This is a genomic window from Pseudomonas sp. Pf153 (assembly GCF_001269775.1).
Lineage (GTDB): Bacteria > Pseudomonadota > Gammaproteobacteria > Pseudomonadales > Pseudomonadaceae > Aquipseudomonas > Aquipseudomonas uvaldensis.
Window position 1 is genome coordinate 54290 of the sequence record NZ_LHVL01000018.1, and the last position, 17266, is coordinate 71555.

Sequence of the window (17266 nt, forward strand, 5' to 3'; positions counted from 1 at the left end):
CTACCCGCCTCACTGAGGCCTCAGGAAATGCCCTCTACGCATATCTTCATCAATCATTGGTATACCGCTTAGGTACTGGAGCATCTACATCTTCCACGGGCTGATATAGCTTTTTGCCAACTCTAACCACATAACCTTTCTGCTTGAAAGTGGCGAAGGCGCTCGCAACAATTGAACGCCACTCTGCTGACGAAATTTGCTCAAATTCCCTGTAGCGATGGTAAATTTCATCCGCGAGCACGTCTACCGACATAGTTGTTTTAGGCGGGCAGACTGCAATCCTGGATTGTGCAAAAACGAATGCGGTCGTATACAGGTTTCGTCCGGAAGGTAATTGGACCAAGAGGATATTGCTTCGAACTTGATTTTTGTTCGCGCGCATCAGTGCTGCTACTGCTGCCACCTCTAAGGGAAGATGGGCCCGTAATTGTAGAGCCTGATGTGTCGGCAGCCGCGAGGTGATCACTGCATCATACAAAGAAATTTGATCGATGATATCCTGATCGGGCGGCAACAATCTGCTCTCCATCGTATAGCAAAGTGCACACTTGATTTTCGCAGTGTCACTATGCGGAGTAATCGAGCCGCATGCCTTGCACTCCTCCATAGTCAGAGAGTAATGACCACACGATTCAATCTCATCATTAAACTCGGGCACGACCATGTAAAATTTAGTGAGAGTATCTCCATACCATATAAATATAGGATGAGAAATGGTTCGGGACAGATAATTAATCCATAGAACGAGTTGAGTTTCGTGTGCTTTAAACTCAACCAACATCGCTCCCCAATCCTCTGCCCACATTACATCCAAGCTCTTCATACCCAAGGATCGGATAGAAGTGCAGCGCGCCACCATATTTCTGATGCGAAGAGGAGTTTGGGCTTTTTTCAAAATTGCTGCATTTTCGGGTTTTCCCTGGAGCCGCGATTGAAAATCCAGACGGTCTTTCCACTGACGATTATGAGCATTGTAAATAGCTACAAACTTCGTCGTTGCGCGGGAATAGGCACTAAAAAGCTCGGCTGTATCTAATGCTTCAGCGCCAAAAACAATAATAACGGGAGCTTCTAGTCCACGAAATTTCGCTATATTATCAGTAGCTAGCTTCTCAGTCTTCAAAAAATCAAAATACTGCCTATCAATTATCGACCCTGTCAAAATGACAATATCCTCTGAACCAACACCACCCGCGATCAGTTCAGACTTAATACGTAGAAGCTCCTCACAGGGGGTCATCGTGATGATTTCAAGCGCAGTATCCGGTTCAGCTACTCGTGGCGAGGATAGCTGGATCTTGGGAGGAACAACCTCTGAAAGAATTTCGGTAACTGCTTTCGGCATACGTAAGATGATTGAAAGCGGAAAAGCAGCTACTCCTAAAATCTCCCTCAAGCCGTCTAAGGTCACGCAGTTGCGTTCGAATTTGAATACTTGCGTTTCGTCGCAGAAAAATGCTTTTGGCTTCCCATCAAACCAGCTTACAAGCGTCTTGCACCAAGATTCTGCCAAGGCTTGCGATTCGTCTACGACAAGGGCGTCATACTCTCCTACCAATTCCTTATTAATAGCGATATCTAGATCTTCTAAGCATTTGACCTTATACCATTCCTCCCCCACCGACAAATGATTCAGCGCATTTGCTGCTTGACGGCAGAGCCCGTGCCAAGTCATCACAGTGCAGGCTCGATACCCTTCAAGCTGCGCACGAATATGCTCAGTGAGCCGAGCATTGAATGAAAGGACCAATACCTGTTTGCCTTCCACCGAGAGTTTCCTAGCAGCCTCGATAGCTATCAAGGTTTTCCCAGTACCTGGCCAGCCCGTGATCAGAGAGTTCTTGTTCCTCAGCACAGAACGGACGACCAAACTTTGCTCGCTTGTCAACTGAAGCCATACTTTGTTGTCATAGCGAATTCGACTCGCCCACCGAGGCTGACCATCAATCTTTGGCGCAAGGTAGTCGATCAGCTCTTGGGTTCTGGTAGGACCCAAATCAGAATTTCGAAGTGCCTTCTTCCAATACTTCATGAGGTCTATGATTTTCTGAGCGACGTCAGGGTAAGCTTCAAAATCTATATAGAGCGACTGAGGCGGATTGGATTGGGTATCGTACATTCCTGGAATATTAGACCGATCAAAATCCGAATCAGGAAAAATAAACCCGTATCCGATTCTCAGGTGTAGTGCCGGGTCAGCACCAAGCCACGACGCGAATCCATGCACATTTTTTTTGGTTTGTCTGAGCGGGTCTATCTTGTAGCCATTGCGGACATGAACAAAGAAAGAATTCTCGACTCTATAAACACCACTCTTAACCTCAAGGGCTAAGACCCCATCTTCTGGATGGACTATCAAAAAATCGATCTCTCCTGTCGGCCTCGCTCGTTTGTCAAGCTTGCTTACTGCGGAGCACAACCATGGCAGGCTATGGATTACGGTGTATTCGTCAGGTAGCTGGGATTTGAGGGTTGAGTACAGGTGACGCTCACCGTAGCTTTCAGTGTGGTGTGGTCCATGTTCCGGAATCATCCTTGCCATCAACAATGCTCGCTTTTTCCTAATCTATGATACTTGGACGTCGCGATGATAGCACTTTGACGTTGGGCACGCTCCAGTAGGGCCTCCAATGGAATCGACCATATCGCCCGGACAGTGCCGATAGCCCTTCGACGGCCAACTCCGACTCCCCTTCCGGGAAAATGGGCTCTGGGGAGTGGCGCGTGCTGTTATTCCGATTGTACTGCCTACGAGTTTAGTGAAATCCACCACTCTTTAGCCTAAATAGAGTTACCAGAAACAGCTCATAGATGTTCCTGGTATCGTACGACCCTGATTGCCCTATTCTATACGTATAGACTAGGCTCGTTAACAAGGCCAGATCGGGTAGTTAGATCTAGCCTCTATGGGTTTCATGCAATCAATGAAATCATTTAACGCATAGCCAAGGCCGCCAGTTGTATCAAATCGCTCGTTGTTTTTTTTGCAGAGTCATCTTGCTCGATGAAGGGGTTGCTACCTAACTCCTGTTGTATGAAAGCCGACTATGTTGATTAGCATTCTTTTGACGTTTTGGCATACTATCTTGGGGTAAAATGCTAATCGGTCAGGTTTGACCACTAACGTGTTTTGAACCTAAATGCTGATAACCAAGTGAAAAAGGATAATCATGAATATCTGCAAGTGTTTTCAATGCAACACATGTGGCACAAAAATCGATTGCAGAATTGGCATGTCTAACAGAGACATTCAACCATTCCAATTCGCTTGTCCAAAATGTGAAGAGCGCATTTCATTTGTTTTTGGTCAGGTAGATGGTGAATTGCTGGGGGGCACGGAAGTGGAGGATTTTGAGGGCGCTTTTAATGGAGCTAACCCTTTTGTTGATTTGCATTTGGATTTCCCAGCTTATTTCGGCATTTACGTAATGGGCAGGACGACCTTTCTCAGAGTCACGCAAGAAATCGGGTATCAATCGTACCAACACTTGAATCTACGCTTGGACATGCTGAATATGCTATGCCCGATGCAAAATGACTTGAGAAGCGTGATTACCCAGTACAAGCGTGGGGATATGGACAATTTTGAGAAAACATGTGTAAAAATACCCGGTGTCAGTCTGAAGTCGCGTAAAAAAGAGGATGTGCTAGCCGCGCTATATACCGCTACATCTGTGATGTCTTCGCCATTTACAATCCACGAGCACAATTCTGAAATAAGCACAAAGGCATCTGAGCTATTCATGTGGCTTCACCAATGTCACAATGAAAAGATAATTGCATTTGTTGACGAAATATTAGGTAATGGATTTCTAAAAAATCTGCACAATGATTGCTTATCTTTATATCCAAAGTTGGTCGCAATGGATTTGCCGTTTCGCCCAGCATTTTTCTATGATTATGCGAACGCTGAAGATTTTGGCAAAATTCCCGCTCGAATATCTACAGCAGACTTCGATGTTTGCAGTAACTATTATAAGGACTTAGCAGAAGTTTTCTCGCGCCAACTGACTTTCTTAGCAGGTTTGAATAATCTTATAAAGCGTGGAGGTAGTGATCTTTTTGAGCCGTCGCTGAAAATGACGAAAGCGCAGAAGGTCAGGCCTGAGCTTGAGAGTCTGAATTCGTTTGCGAACGTAGATCTGGGAAATAAATTAGCATTTATAGACGACTGCTTCTATCAGATTGATATGAATGCCATTGATAACAAGCTCAGAAATGGTATCGCTCATTATAAATATGAATATAAAGAGTCGACGCAGACAGTAACGTATTACCCCGGCAAAGAAGGTATGAGTCGGGAGAAGTATTACGAAATTTCTTTCATGGGATTTATCAGAAAGTCGCTCCTGTTGTTTAGGGAGGTGCATGGCATTAATCACATCATGAAGGCAGCGCTTTTTTATTGCGTATTGATTCTGAAGAAGGAGATCTAATGTCGTCCTGCGAAGTACGAAACGCACTTTTTATTGGCTCATTGCAGCCTATGACGACAGGCAGCAATGGGCTGCGCGCTACGGGTAAGAGCGACGAAACCTGTTTATCAGTTCGATGCAAGCTGTGCTTCCGTGTGCAACGAGCCATTATTGGGCCATCCGTGTAGAATGGGCTGAAAACAGCCTTTCGTGCATGTCGTTGACATGCTCGGGGCCGACAACCTTCCATGATGGAATGAGAGATGCAGCAAGCAAATTTTCAGGTTGACTCCCGACTGGCAACGTTGCTCAGCCAAGATTACTCAACGACAGAAAAAGCTCTTAAAGAGTTAGTTGATAACGCATGGGATGCAGATGCAGACGAAGTGGTAATAGAGCTACCTGAGCCATTGACCGATGGCCCTATTGTTGTGCGTGACGATGGCAACGGGATGACTCGCCAGGAGCTTGAGTCTCATTATCTGAAAATTGCATCTGATCGACGGATGCGGACTGATGGGCGTACATCAAAAAAGCAGCGCCCGATCAAAGGTAAGAAAGGGATCGGAAAATTTGCTGGGCTGATGTCCGCTTCGGTGATGTGCCTCACAACAATAGCCCGAGGCCAACAGATTTCGTTCACGCTCGGTATTCAGGACCTTGAGTCGGCGTCTGATATCGAACACTTGACGCTACCGTTAGGGGTGAGCGAATGCAGCTCCGAAGATCATGGAACCTGCGTGACACTAACGCATCTTCGCCAAGGGCTACGTTACCCAAGTGCTGATCGACTACGCCAAGAACTCATCATGGAGTACGGTCGGCAGAAGGATTTCAAAATTATCATCAATGGTAAACCGCTGGGCATTGATGATCTTGAGGGCGAATTCACTGAGGTGCGGGGTACGTTTCCTGATGCGGGAGATGCGACTCTTCGTTTTGCGATTAGCAAAAAGAAAAGTGGTCTGAGACGCCCCGGCATTACTTTGATGGTGGAGGGAAAGGCGGTCGGCAAGCCTGGTTTTTTTGGGTTGGAGAACGGTGATGAGATTCCTGCTCGTCTGCTGAGAAAGCTGTATGGCGAGGTCGAAGCTGACGGGCTGATGGACTATGTGACAGCCGGTTGGGACTCGGTAATCGAAAACAGCGAGGCCTACCTACAGATCGTCACCTTCGTGCAGGAAAATTTGGTTGAGGCTTTCCGCTCTACGCACGGTATGGAGATGCGGATGGCGCATGCTCGCTTGCAAAAAGCGGTCGCCGGTCGGGTGGAAAAACTGCCCCAGCACAAGCGCGAGTTCGCAGATCGAGCAATCAAAAAGGTCTTGAAAAAGTATTACGACGAACCTGCCCACAAGGTACAGGCTCTCGCGTTTGTCGTTCTTGAGGCCGTAGAACGCACCGAATACCGCTCTATCGTCGAGCATCTCGCTGAAGCAAATCGAGGCGATATCGTTAACCTTGCTGACGCACTGGAGAGCTTTGGCCTTGCCGACATGGCCGTTCTGGTCGATCAAGCTAGAGCCAGATTGCAGTTCTTGGATGACTTGGAGCGCCTAGTCCGAAATGAAGGCTGCCTTGAGTCAACGGTACACAAAGCTATAGAAGTGAATCTTTGGATTTTGGGTGCTGCATTCACCATCTTCAGCTCCAATATCACTTTGAAACGGCAGATTGAGGAACTGCTGAAACAGAAGTACTCCGGAGCGCAAGGCACAACCCGTCCAGACTTGCTGTTGAATGAATGCTTGCTGGGGGAGTTCTTGCTGATCGAGTTTAAGCGTCCCTCGCATCCTTTGAGTTTTGCGGATTACCAGCAAGCAACTAGGTATCGGCATGAGCTTACCGGGTATAGCGCTAAGCCAATAAAAGTTCTAGTAATAGGCGGGCGTATTGATGGCTTTCCGACGCGAGAGCTTGAGCCTGGAGTCAGTTGCCTATTGTTTACAGATATTATCTCCAACGCACGCCGACAAATTGAATGGCAGCTTCAACGTGCACCGGGTTTTCCTGGCGCGCTGCTGGTCTAGGCCGTCTCTAGTGGGTTTTGGACAGATTCCTGACTCTAGCCCTCGGAATTCAGTGGCCGCGGGACTACTCGCCATTATGGCTTGTGTCAGCTGATAAAAGGGCTCTGAGATCGGAATACCTGATGCTGCAACAGGCCCTGGACAGACTGTATTATCGAGGGCCTGCAATGTCCACGCTACTGATTCAAGTAGTCCCAGCCCGCTTGCTGCTTTTCGGTGTGCAACTCAATGGCGCGTGAATGCATGCCACGGTTGAGGTAGTCAGCTTATGTGTGAGCCATTCGATCAGACAGCGCGTGACTCGCTTGATACTGGCATTCGCGATTTCCATCATGAGCTCGACTTCCTTGAGCTGTCGATCGGACAGGCGGAGGTTTTGAGCAGGCATGAGATTGTCCTCAAGCACTGATTCGGTATTCCAAAGATTAGCACTGGGTGAGCTGGAATACCGTCTGGAATACCCGAATGGCTGGAACTCAAAAACTCTCAAAAGACCGAAAAAGCGCTGGAGGCCCCGTATTTACTGGCTTTCAGGCACAAAAAAAGACGTCCATGGACGTCTTTAGATGATGAAATGGTGGAGCCGGGGGGATTTGAACCCCCGTCCGCCAGTACTCCGCTGTCGGTACTACATGCTTAGCCGTGTCTATTGAGTTAACCCTCAGCGACCCGACGGGCAGGGTGCTTTGGGCGAGTTGTGTAAGTTTTAGCCGCTTCGTCCACAACGTACTGCACGGCGATTCTGTTCTATATGACAATCATTTTGGGTTTACAGACATCCCCTGATGATTGCTGGACCCGAAGGTACCAGAAGGGAAGAGCTAAGGCTGCTTACGCAGCGAGAGCGTAATCCCCGTAGGTTTCGTCATTGGCAACTATAGGAAGTTGCAACAGTGGATTTACGAGTTCTGTTACCAACTCGGCATGCACCTAAAGTTTCGCAACCGGCGTCGAATCCTGAACGGCCCCGAACCTGTCGCTTCGGGAATCTGCTGGAGCGACAGGCAATCGCAGTGTACGCCAATCTGCGGCGCAGGCCAACCCGCAGGTTGGCCCTTGGCGTTTAGGAGTTCTTACCGTCCTTGTTCACCTTCTGGATTTCCTGAAGGGTTTGAGTGGTTTCGGAGATGCATTTTTTGGTGCCTTCCTCAGTATTCTGGGCCTGGAAGGCCTTGGCCTGTTGGACGCTGGTGGCGGCGCGCGTCTCCAGGTCCGTGCCTTGGATTTGGGTCTTGGAGTTCTCAATGGCCTTGATATTGGTATCACACAGATCGTCCGTGCCAGCTGCAAACGAGGACGACGCCAGCATGGAGGCAGTAACGAACAAACCGAGCAGTACAGAGCGTTTCATGTGTCTCTCCTTGAACCGAGGGCTCAGGCGTCGCTGGCCATCAGTACTACCAATTTGAGGGAGGTCCCGCGTTTGCGGGACTTGAACAGTGGACTGTCGGCGTTCGTCAGGGTTCTATTTTTCTTTACCTCGCCCTGGCCTGGGTCACCCGATCCACCAGGTAGACCAGTCCGTGGTAGTCGATGGCGCCGTGTTGCGTCAGACCGATCTCACAGGTACGGCTGGTGGATATTCCTTCGCTGCAATGCTGTACCGCATCCTTTAGGCTACGCAGCGAATGGGCATTCAACTCTGGGGTGGTGAAGCCTTTGTCTCCAGCGAAACCGCAGCAGTGAATACCTTCCGGGATGATCACATTCTTGCTGCATTTGCGCGCCAGATCGATCAACGCCTGACTTTCGCCCAGGTGTTGGGTGCTGCAAGTGACGTGCACGGCGATAGGCGCTTCTTGGGGCGTGAAGTCGAGGCGGTCCATCAGGTGGGTGCGGATGAAACGCACCGGGTCGTACACATCCAGTCGTGCGTCGTCGAGGTCCTGGACCAGCCGCAAGGTGCAGGGGCTGGTGTCGCAGTAGATCGGATCGAGCCCGCCGCGGCTGGCATGCAGCAACGCGCCGATCAGTTCCTGGCGTTTGTCTTCGGCTTGTTCGGCATAGCCTTTGGAGGCGAAAGGCTGGCCGCAGCAGAGGCTGTCCAGCTTGTCTGGAAAGACCACTTGGTAACCGGCCTTTTCCAGCAGTCGCTGGGTTTTTTCATGCAGTGAAGCCTGTTCCGTGTCTCCGGCGGCGGGGCCCATGACTCGCGACACACAAGCCGCCAGGTACACCACTCTCGGACGCTCGTCCGCCACGGCAGGGCTGAAGCGGATGGCGCGCTCCGGTTGCGGCATGGCGTGGGTCCATTGTGGCATTTGGCCCTTGGACAAGCGGTTCAGCCCGGCGGACAAGCGAGCCAGCCGTGGTGCTCCAAGCAGCATGCGCGCACCGTTGGCGACGTGCAGGGTGAAGCGTGCGCCTTGCAACGCAGTGGCGAAATTGCCCGCAAGCCAATCGGCGGTTTTCTTACGTGTTGCGGTACCGCCGCGGAGTTTTTTCACCAGCTCGCCGGTGTTGATGCCTACCGGGCAACGCTGCGCGCAGAGTCCGGTGGCGGCGCAGGTGTCGATGCCCTGGTACTGATACGCCGTTTCAAGTTCCGCCGTGTCGACGCCCGTGCGTTTTTTCGCCTGGATGTCGCGCCAGATCACGATGCGCTGGCGCGGGCTTAGCGTCAGGTCCTTGGACGGGCACACCGGCTCGCAGAACCCGCACTCGATACATTTGTCGACGATCTCGTCGGCGGCCGGCAACGGTTTGAGGTGCTTGAGATGGATCTGTGGATCTTCGCTGAGGACTACGTCCGGATTGAGAATGCCGTTGGGGTCGAGCAGGCGCTTGAGTTGCCACATCAGCTGATAGGCATCGCTGCCCCATTCCAGCTCGACGAACGGCGCCATGTTGCGTCCGGTGCCGTGCTCGGCCTTCAGCGAGCCGCCGAATTCCACCGCGACCAACTGCGCCACGTCGTCCATGAACGCCTGGTAGCGTGCGACTTCTTCAGCGCTGTTGAAGCCTTGGGTGAAGACAAAGTGCAGATTGCCTTCCAGCGCATGTCCGAAAAGGATCGCTTCGTCGTAGTGATGTTTCTCGAACAACTCGATCAGGCGGTTCACGCCGATGGCGAGTTGCTCCACGGGGAAGGTCACGTCTTCGATGATAACCGTGGTGCCGGTTTTGCGTACTGCGCCCACCGCTGGAAAGGTGTCTTTGCGGATGGCCCAGAGTCGGGCGTTTTCTTTGGGGTCTTCAGTGAAGTCGATCTGCTTTTCCACCGGGAAACCGGCCAGGGAGGCCATGATCAGGGCCAGTTGTTCTTGTAGGAGAGAGGAGGAAGCGGCGCGGGATTCGATCAGCAGGGCGCAGGCATTGATCGACAGATGCCGTACGAAATCTGGCATGCCGGGTTTGTCCTGCACCGAACGCAGGCTGCGCCGGTCGAGCAGTTCCACGGCCGATACCGGCTGGCTTTTGAGCACGGTGACTGCATTACAGCAAGTTTCCACGTCCGGAAACACGATCAGTGCCGACGCTTTGTTCGGATGGTCGACCACCGTGTTGTAGGTCACGGCACTGATGAAGCCGAGGGTACCTTCGGAGCCCACCAGCAGGTGGCTCAAGATATCCACAGGGTTGTCGAAATCCACCAGGGCATTGAGTGACAGGCCGGTGGTATTTTTCAGACGGTATTTGTGGCGGATTCGTGCGGCCAGTTCCGTATTGGCGCGGGTCTCGCGACCGAGGGTGGTCAGGCGTTCGAGCAGCTCGCCGTGGCTGGCGCGGAAGGCGGCCACGCTGGCGTCGTCTTCGGTGTCGAGGCGGGTGCCATCGGCCAATACCAGCCGGATACCGGCCAGGGTGTGATAGGTGTTCTGCGCCGTGCCGCAGCACATGCCGCTGGCGTTGTTGGCGACGATGCCGCCGATTTTGCAGGCATTGATCGAGGCGGGGTCCGGGCCGATCTTGCGGCCGAACGGTGCCAGCCAGGCGTTGGCCTGGGCGCCGATGACGCCGGGTTGCAGGCGAATCTGCGTGCCTTGCTCGCGAATCTGCCGACCATTCCAGTTGTCTCCCAGCACGATCAGCACCGAGTCGCTGATGGCCTGCCCGGACAGGCTGGTGCCGGCGGCGCGGAAGGTGACGGGCACCCGGTCGCGCTGGGCCAGTTGCAGCAGCGCCACCACTTCGTCTTCGTTCTCGACCCGCACCACCAGTTTCGGAATCAGCCGATAGAAACTGGCGTCGGTGCCGAAGGCCAGGGTCGACAGAGGATCGTCGAACAGTCGTTTCTGTGGGATCAGTTGGCGTACGTCACGCAGGAAAGGGACCGGAAGCGTCATTGGTCCTCCAGAATCAGTACCACCAGGTCTTTCGGTCCGTGGGCGCCGTAGGCCAGGACTTGTTCGATGTCGGCGGTTTTCGACGGGCCCGAGACCAGCAGGGCGTTGGTGGGCATGCCTTGGGCCCATTCGAATTCCTGCTGCACTTCGTAGAAGTTGTCGCGGATCTCGCTGGCCTTGAGCAGGGCGAAATGCACCGGCGGCACCAGGCTCATCAGCCGCGGTTCTTCCCGCGTTGGCCAGAGAATCAGGCTACCGGTGGCGGCGATAGCGCCGAGGGTTCCGGTCAGGCTGGCGGGGGTGTCGTTGAACAGTTCGGCTTTCCATTCCTCCACCGGGCGGTCGTAGGCCTTGAGCACCGGCAGGTCCGGATTGTTCGCCCAGAACTGTGTGATTTTTTGCCCATGGGATGTGGTCGGGGCGATCAGCAGGCTCGGCAGTTGTCGGTCGCGCAGCAGCTGCGCCAGCAGCGCCGGCCAGTCTTCGCCGGAGGTCAGGTGGATTTCGGTGTGCACCGCCTCCATCAGTTTGCGCAGTTGCGCGATGCGTTCCTCGGGCGCGTAGCGATAGGTTTGCGTCACCAGCTCGACATTGAAGTTGTCAGCAACGGGCGTGGTGCCTGTCAGGCTTTTGCGCAGCTTGGCGAGGATATTTTCCTTGGCGCTCATCGACGGTCTCCTTGTCGGTCCAGGTGTTCGCGGGCCAGATCATGCAATGAGCGGGCGGCGGGTTTGGGGGCGCTGTGGTTTTGCGTCCACGGGCCGACGTTACGGGGCGTCAGGGCGCGCAGGCGCGTGGCGAGGAAGCCGAACAGCCGGTACAGCCGCGGCGAGCTGTTGAGCCGTGCCCAGGCATTCCAGATGAAGCGTTCCTTGGGCGAATACTTGCTGCCCTGGCCGCGCATCACCTGGTGGGGGCTGTCCGGGGCCTTGACGTTTTCTTCCCGCAGCCGTCGCAGCAAGGCCGGGATCGGGATCTTCACCGGGCACACTTCACCGCAAGCGCCGCACAGCGAAGATGCGCTCGGGTGATCCGGTACTTTGGCGAGGCCGACCATGTGCGGCGTGATGATTTTTCCGATAGGCCCAGGGTAAACCTCGCCATAGGCGTGGCCGCCGATTCGGGTATAGACCGGGCAATGATTCATACAGGCGCCGCAGCGGATGCAGTTCAGGGTCTGACGCAGTTCGCTGTCGGCAAACGCCTGACTGCGTCCATTGTCCAGCAACACCAGGTGCACTTCCTGGGGGCCGTCCAGCTCGTCGGCCTTGCGCGGGCCGGAGATCATGTTGACGTAGGTGGTGATCGGCTGGCCAAGGGCCGAGCGGGTCAGCAGCGAGAGCAGCGGCACCACATCGCGCAGGTTTTCCACCACTTTTTCGATGCCGGTCACGGCAATGTGCACCGGTGGCACGGTGGTGGACATCCGGCCATTGCCTTCGTTTTCCACCAGCAACAGTGTGCCGGTTTCGGCGACGGCGAAGTTGACGCCCGAGACGCCGATGTCGGCCTCGAAGAATTTCTGCCGCAGTACTCTGCGTCCGATCTGAATGAGTTGGTCGACGTCCTTGGTGTACTCCACGCCGAGTTTGTCGTGGAACAAGGACGCGACCTGACCGGCGTTCTTGTGGATCGCCGGCATAATGATGTGTGAAGGCTTCTCGTGATCGAGCTGGACGATGAACTCGCCCATGTCCGATTCCAGGCATTCAATGCCTTGAGCCGCGAGGACATGGTTCATTTCCATCTCTTCGCTGACCATCGATTTACCCTTGATCACTTGCCGCGCCTCGTGAGCACGGATGATCGAAAGGACGATGCCATTGGCTTCGTCCACCGTTTCCGCCCAGTGTACTTTCACACCGTTGCGGGTCAGGTTGCTTTCAAGCTGCTCGAGCAGGTCGGGCAGCTTGGATAACGCACGGGCGCGGACGGCATTGCCCAGCACCCGCAAGTGTTCTCTTTCGTGGGCGTCGCTGAAGGACGTCGCCCGCTTGGTCATCAGTGAATCCATCGCACTGCGAAAGTTGTTTCGCAGTTGCGTGTCGTCCAAAGCCTTGTGGGCCCGGGCGCGAAAATCGTCCCGCACCTCGATGGTCGGGATCAGCGTCGGCGTGCTCATGCCACACCTCCGGTACGCTGCCAGAGGAAGCTCGCCAGGTGTTGGCCGCGCAACGCCTCCTGCTGTTTCTCCAACGCACCGTTGATGTTCATCAGGCAGCCGCAGTCGGCACTGACGACCTTGTGCGCGCCGGACTCCTTCAACGCCCGAGTCTTGTCGGCCACCATCGCGCCGGAAATGTCCGGCATGCGCACGCTGAATGTCCCACCGAAACCACAGCATTCGCTTTCGTGGCTGTGCTCGACCCGTTCCACGTTACCCAGCTGCGCCAACAGGGCGCGGCCATGCAGGTGGGTGTTCATTTCCCGTCGTGCCGAGCAGGACGTATGCAGCGCAATTTTCACCGGCTCACCGTTGTCCTCAAGCTGCACCTTGCAGACAAACAGCAGGAACTCGGCCAGCTCATAGGTCCGTGCCGCCAGGGCCTGGATCTGCTTGAGTGTCTCGGGCTCGTCCTTGAACAAGTCGGCGTAATGCTCGCGGATCATGCCGGCACAGGAGCCCGAGGGCACCACCACCGGATAGTCTTGCGCGAACAGGGCCAACTGCGCCCGCGCCACCGTCCGGGCCTGCTCCGTGTAGCCGGAGGTGTACGCCGGCTGTCCGCAACAGGTCTGTCCTTGGGGATACTCCACCCGGATCCCTTCGCGCTCCAGCAGATGAATCGCGTCCATCCCGGCTTCGGGGTAGAACAGGTCCACCACGCAAGTGCCGAACAGGTAGACCCGTTGCGGTTTCTCGCTGGGGTACTGCCGGGGTTCAGGCAATGGCGGGGCGACACGGGTCGCGTTCGGCACGGCGTTGTAAAAAAGCTCGCTCATCAGGCGTGTCTCCGGGTGGTCCCGGTTATCCGTCCGCTGAGGCTGCTGAATATAGAGAGCCAATCTTTCAGCAGCCTTGCAGACCCGGTTATCGAATGCGGACGCCGATTCGGGGATCGGCGTCGGTTCTTTCGGTGTTTCCTATAGGACTCAGTGCATAGGACTCAGTGCACCAGCATGCCGGTGAACCAATAGGCCTGGGCCAGCGTGATCAGGCCGACGATCGTTGCAAAGAATAGGCTGTGTTTCAGGGTGAAACGGAACAGATCCGATTCCTTGCCCACCAGCCCGGTCGCGGCGCAGGCCACGGCGATCGACTGTGGCGAAATCATCTTGCCGGTCACTCCGCCGCTGGTATTCGCCGCGACGAGCAGGGTGTCGTTGACGCCGATCTGGTGCGCGGTGGTGGCTTGCAGCGAGCTGAACAGGGCGTTGGACGACGTATCGGAACCCGTCAGGAACACCCCCAGCCAACCCAGGAACGGCGAGAAGAACGGGAACGCTGCGCCGGTGCCGGCCAGCACCAGAGCCATGGTCGAGGACATGCCCGAGTAGTTGGTGACGAAGGCGAATGCCAGCACCATGCCGATGGACAGGATCGGCCAACGCAGCTCGACAAAGGTCTCTTTGAAAGTGGTAAGACCAGTTTTGAGGTTGATTTTCAGCACCAGCATCGAGATCAGCGCAGAGAAGAAAATCGCCGTGCCCGTGGCGGAAATCGGGTCAAGCTTGTACACGGCCGGGATGGCAGTGGGGTTGACCACGATGGGCGCAACCTTGATCACCAGCTGGTCCAGGTGCGGGATGGCAAAGTTGAACACCCAGCCATACATCGAACCGCCCGCGGCGAACATCGCTTTGAACGGTTTCAGGGTCCAGATCGTGACCAGCACGGTGAGGATCAGGAAAGGGGACCAGGCCTTGATGATTTCACCCAGGCTGTAGGGCGAAGCCTGGGTGCTGCGTGGCTGGCCGAAACCGCCGGCGCTGGCGGTGAGCGTCGCGCTCGAAGTGGCGCCGGCAATCTGGGCGCCGGCGGCGCGCTTGGGCTGCCAGACTTTCAGGAACAAGGTCAGGGAAATCAGGCTGGCCAGGGCCGAGGTGATGTCCGGCAGTTCCGGGCCGATGAAGTTGGATGTGAAGTATTGGGTGATGGCAAAGCTCAGGCCCGCCACCAGCGCCGCCGGCCAGGTTTCCCGTACGCCGCGTAGGCCATCCATCATGAATACCAGCCAGAACGGCACGAACAGCGACAGCAGCGGCAGTTGGCGGCCAGTCATGGCGCCGATCTTGAACGCGTCGATCCCAGTGACCTGGCCGGCCACGATGATGGGGATGCCCAGGGCGCCGAACGCGACCGGGGCGGTGTTGGCGATCAGGCACAGGCCGGCGGCATACAGTGGGTTGAAGCCCAGGCCGACCAGCAGGGCGGCAGTGATCGCCACCGGCGCACCGAAGCCGGCGGCGCCCTCCAGGAATGCACCGAAGCAAAAGCCGATCAGCAGCACTTGCAGGCGTTGGTCGTCGGTAATGGACAGTACCGAGCTGCGGATCACCTCGAACTGGCCGCTCTTGACCGTCAGTTTGTAGAGGAACACAGCGGCGACAATGATCCAGGCGATGGGCCACAAGCCGTAGGCGAAGCCATAGCCAGCGGCAGCGAAGGCCATGTCGGCAGGCATGTTGAAGCCGAAGATTGCCACGGCGATCGCCAGGGCCAGGGTGATGCTACCGGCCACATGTCCTTTGAGGCGAAACACCGCCAGGGCCAGGAAGAAGAAAATGATGGGAATAACGGCCACGAGAGCGGACAAGCCGAGACTGCCGAGCGGGCTGTAAAGCTGTTGCCAGGTTTGCATGTGGGTGGGCCCCTAATTGTTGTTGGTCAGGCACTGGTCAGCGGATTTGGGTAATTGGTAAGACCAATTTACAAGCGCTGTTGGCTAGGGTAAAAGCCTTGGTTGTGGTGTGTCAATTTGCCGCCCGCAAAACTTTCGTCGAATAAGCGGTGCAGATCGCATCTGCTCCGGTGATGCCAATGGCTTTTGATGGGTGTGGTCAGGGCCCGGATAGGCCAGAATAGAGAGCCCGACGAGCCGTCGGGATGGTGGAGAGTCGAGTGATGGGGTTTGATCAGATTCGTCAGCGCCGTTTGTCTGACGATATTGTCGAGCGGCTGGAAGGCATGATCCTCGAAGGCACGCTGAAGGCCGGCGAACGGCTGCCGGCTGAGCGCACCCTGGCCGATCAGTTCGGCGTGTCACGCCCTTCGTTGCGCGAGGCGATCCAGAAGCTGACGGCCAAGGGGCTGCTCGTCAGCCGTCAGGGCGGTGGCAATTATGTCGTGGAGTCACTGGGTTCGACGTTCAGTGATCCTTTGCTGCAACTATTGGAAAGCAATCCCGAGGCTCAGCGGGACTTGCTGGAATTTCGTCATACTCTGGAAGCGTCCTGCGCCTATTACGCAGCATTGCGCGCCACCGATGTGGATCGCGAGCGGCTGACGGCAGCGTTCGAAGAGTTGCAGGATTGTTATTCCCGCCACGAAGAAGTGAGTCGGGCGGAGGAGGGCGCGGCGGATGCGCGGTTCCACCTGGCCATCGCCGAGGCCAGTCATAACGCGGTGCTGCTGCATACCATTCGTGGTCTGTTCGACCTGCTCAAGCGCAACGTGGTGACTAACATCGGCGGCATGTACAAGCAGCGCAGCGAAACCCGTGACATGTTGATCAGCCAACATCGGGAGTTGTACCAGGCGATCATGGATGGGCATGCCGAACAGGCGAGGGAAGTGTCCAGCCGACACATCCTGTATGTGCAGGAAGTATTGGAGGAAGTGCGCCAGGAAGTGCAGCGTGTGGCGCGGGCGGAGCGGCGCAAGGGAATATAGCGATGAAACCTGTGGGAGCGAGCCTGCTCGCGATTGCGGTGTGTCAGTCAAATCAATGTTTACTGATCCACGGCAATCGCGAGCAGGCTCGCTCCCACAGGCAATCTCGCGAAGGCTAGTCTTCCTTGCCCTTGTTGCGCACGGCACGCTGCAACTCACGACCGGCATCGCGCTCGCGCTCGGTGTCGCGCTTGTCGTATTCCTTCTTGCCCTTGCCCAGCGCAATCTCGCACTTGATCAAGTGCTTGCTCCAGTACAGTGACGTGCAAACGCAGGTGTAGCCCTTCTGCTGGACGCCGGCGAAAAGCTTTTCCAGCTCGCGTTTGTTGAGCAGCAGCTTGCGGGTGCGCACCGGGTCGGCAATCACGTGGGTGCTGGCGGTGGTCAGTGGCGTGATGTGACTGCCCAGCAGCCAGGCCTCGCCGTCCTTGAGCAGCACGTAGCTGTCGACCAGTTGTGCCTTGCCCGCGCGCAGGCTCTTTACTTCCCAACCGGCCAGGACCATGCCGGCCTCGAAACGTTGTTCGATGAAGTAATCGTGTCGCGCCTTTTTATTTTGCGCGATGGTCCCTGTGGGGTGTTTCTTCTGTTTAGCCATAGGGGCGGCATTATAGGCAGTTGCGTGCGTGTCGGCTACGGTGATGCAGCGTGCTTGAGCACCTTGAGTGAATCCCGGACAATGCGGCCTCTTTTTTGAACGCT

At 55.4% G+C, this 17266-nt stretch carries 11 protein-coding genes and 1 other RNA gene; 3 read left to right on the forward strand and 9 right to left on the reverse strand.

Annotation, left to right across the window (positions count from 1 at the left end; all coding sequences use genetic code 11):
* Positions 1–49: 49 nt before the first annotated feature.
* Complete coding sequence (locus AD666_RS12360) at positions 50–2542, reverse strand: nuclease-related domain-containing DEAD/DEAH box helicase (RefSeq protein WP_053152081.1); 2493 nt, start codon at positions 2540–2542, stop codon at positions 50–52.
* Between the two features lie 628 nt (positions 2543–3170).
* On the opposite strand from AD666_RS12360, the gene AD666_RS12365 reads away from it, so the two are divergent.
* Positions 3171–4436 carry a hypothetical protein gene (locus AD666_RS12365; RefSeq protein ID WP_053152083.1) on the forward strand — a complete coding sequence of 422 codons (1266 nt, stop codon included), beginning with the start codon at positions 3171–3173 and terminating at the stop codon, positions 4434–4436.
* 242 nt (positions 4437–4678) lie between these two features.
* On the forward strand, positions 4679–6445 hold the full coding sequence (locus AD666_RS12370) for an ATP-binding protein (RefSeq protein ID WP_053152085.1): 1767 nt from the start codon (positions 4679–4681) through the stop codon (positions 6443–6445).
* A 575-nt stretch (positions 6446–7020) separates the two neighbouring features.
* On the opposite strand, the gene ssrA is transcribed toward AD666_RS12370, so the two are convergent.
* The 7 genes from ssrA to AD666_RS12400 all read right to left on the reverse strand — a co-directional run bounded on the left by ssrA (position 7021) and on the right by AD666_RS12400 (position 15533).
* Positions 7021–7414: a transfer-messenger RNA gene (gene ssrA, locus AD666_RS25995) on the reverse strand.
* A gap of 94 nt (positions 7415–7508) precedes the next feature.
* Positions 7509–7796: a hypothetical protein gene (locus AD666_RS12375; protein ID WP_053152087.1), complete on the reverse strand. Its 288-nt coding sequence runs from the start codon at positions 7794–7796 to the stop codon at positions 7509–7511.
* A gap of 124 nt (positions 7797–7920) precedes the next feature.
* Positions 7921–10731 (reverse strand): FAD-binding and (Fe-S)-binding domain-containing protein, encoded by a 2811-nt coding sequence (locus AD666_RS12380; RefSeq protein WP_053152089.1) that lies wholly within the window; start codon positions 10729–10731, stop codon positions 7921–7923.
* Positions 10728–11399 (reverse strand): lactate utilization protein, encoded by a 672-nt coding sequence (locus AD666_RS12385; RefSeq protein ID WP_053152091.1) that lies wholly within the window; start codon positions 11397–11399, stop codon positions 10728–10730. The genes AD666_RS12380 and AD666_RS12385 overlap by 4 nt, the downstream gene beginning before the upstream one ends.
* Positions 11396–12853: a LutB/LldF family L-lactate oxidation iron-sulfur protein gene (locus AD666_RS12390; protein ID WP_053152093.1), complete on the reverse strand. Its 1458-nt coding sequence runs from the start codon at positions 12851–12853 to the stop codon at positions 11396–11398. Before AD666_RS12390 ends, AD666_RS12385 begins: the two co-directional genes overlap by 4 nt.
* Positions 12850–13674: a (Fe-S)-binding protein gene (locus AD666_RS12395; RefSeq protein ID WP_053152095.1), complete on the reverse strand. Its 825-nt coding sequence runs from the start codon at positions 13672–13674 to the stop codon at positions 12850–12852. Before AD666_RS12395 ends, AD666_RS12390 begins: the two co-directional genes overlap by 4 nt.
* Before the next feature lie 164 nt (positions 13675–13838).
* Positions 13839–15533 carry a lactate permease LctP family transporter gene (locus AD666_RS12400; protein WP_053152097.1) on the reverse strand — a complete coding sequence of 565 codons (1695 nt, stop codon included), beginning with the start codon at positions 15531–15533 and terminating at the stop codon, positions 13839–13841.
* A 263-nt stretch (positions 15534–15796) separates the two neighbouring features.
* Here AD666_RS12400 and AD666_RS12405 point away from each other — a divergent pair, with 263 nt between their 5' ends.
* On the forward strand, positions 15797–16564 hold the full coding sequence (locus tag AD666_RS12405) for an FCD domain-containing protein (protein ID WP_053152099.1): 768 nt from the start codon (positions 15797–15799) through the stop codon (positions 16562–16564).
* A 115-nt stretch (positions 16565–16679) separates the two neighbouring features.
* On the opposite strand, the gene smpB is transcribed toward AD666_RS12405, so the two are convergent.
* Positions 16680–17162, reverse strand: coding sequence for an SsrA-binding protein SmpB (gene smpB / locus AD666_RS12410; RefSeq protein ID WP_053152101.1), 483 nt, complete (start codon positions 17160–17162; stop codon positions 16680–16682).
* Positions 17163–17266: the final 104 nt, after the last annotated feature.

Coding starts and splice junctions, on each gene's coding strand:
- AD666_RS12360 (WP_053152081.1), bottom strand. CDS start 2,542: ATGGCAAGGATGATTCCGGAACATGGACCACACCACACTGAAAGCTAC.
- AD666_RS12365 (WP_053152083.1), top strand. CDS start 3,171: ATGAATATCTGCAAGTGTTTTCAATGCAACACATGTGGCACAAAAATC.
- AD666_RS12370 (WP_053152085.1), top strand. CDS start 4,679: ATGCAGCAAGCAAATTTTCAGGTTGACTCCCGACTGGCAACGTTGCTC.
- AD666_RS12375 (WP_053152087.1), bottom strand. CDS start 7,796: ATGAAACGCTCTGTACTGCTCGGTTTGTTCGTTACTGCCTCCATGCTG.
- AD666_RS12380 (WP_053152089.1), bottom strand. CDS start 10,731: ATGACGCTTCCGGTCCCTTTCCTGCGTGACGTACGCCAACTGATCCCA.
- AD666_RS12385 (WP_053152091.1), bottom strand. CDS start 11,399: ATGAGCGCCAAGGAAAATATCCTCGCCAAGCTGCGCAAAAGCCTGACA.
- AD666_RS12390 (WP_053152093.1), bottom strand. CDS start 12,853: ATGAGCACGCCGACGCTGATCCCGACCATCGAGGTGCGGGACGATTTT.
- AD666_RS12395 (WP_053152095.1), bottom strand. CDS start 13,674: ATGAGCGAGCTTTTTTACAACGCCGTGCCGAACGCGACCCGTGTCGCC.
- AD666_RS12400 (WP_053152097.1), bottom strand. CDS start 15,533: ATGCAAACCTGGCAACAGCTTTACAGCCCGCTCGGCAGTCTCGGCTTG.
- AD666_RS12405 (WP_053152099.1), top strand. CDS start 15,797: ATGGGGTTTGATCAGATTCGTCAGCGCCGTTTGTCTGACGATATTGTC.
- smpB (WP_053152101.1), bottom strand. CDS start 17,162: ATGGCTAAACAGAAGAAACACCCCACAGGGACCATCGCGCAAAATAAA.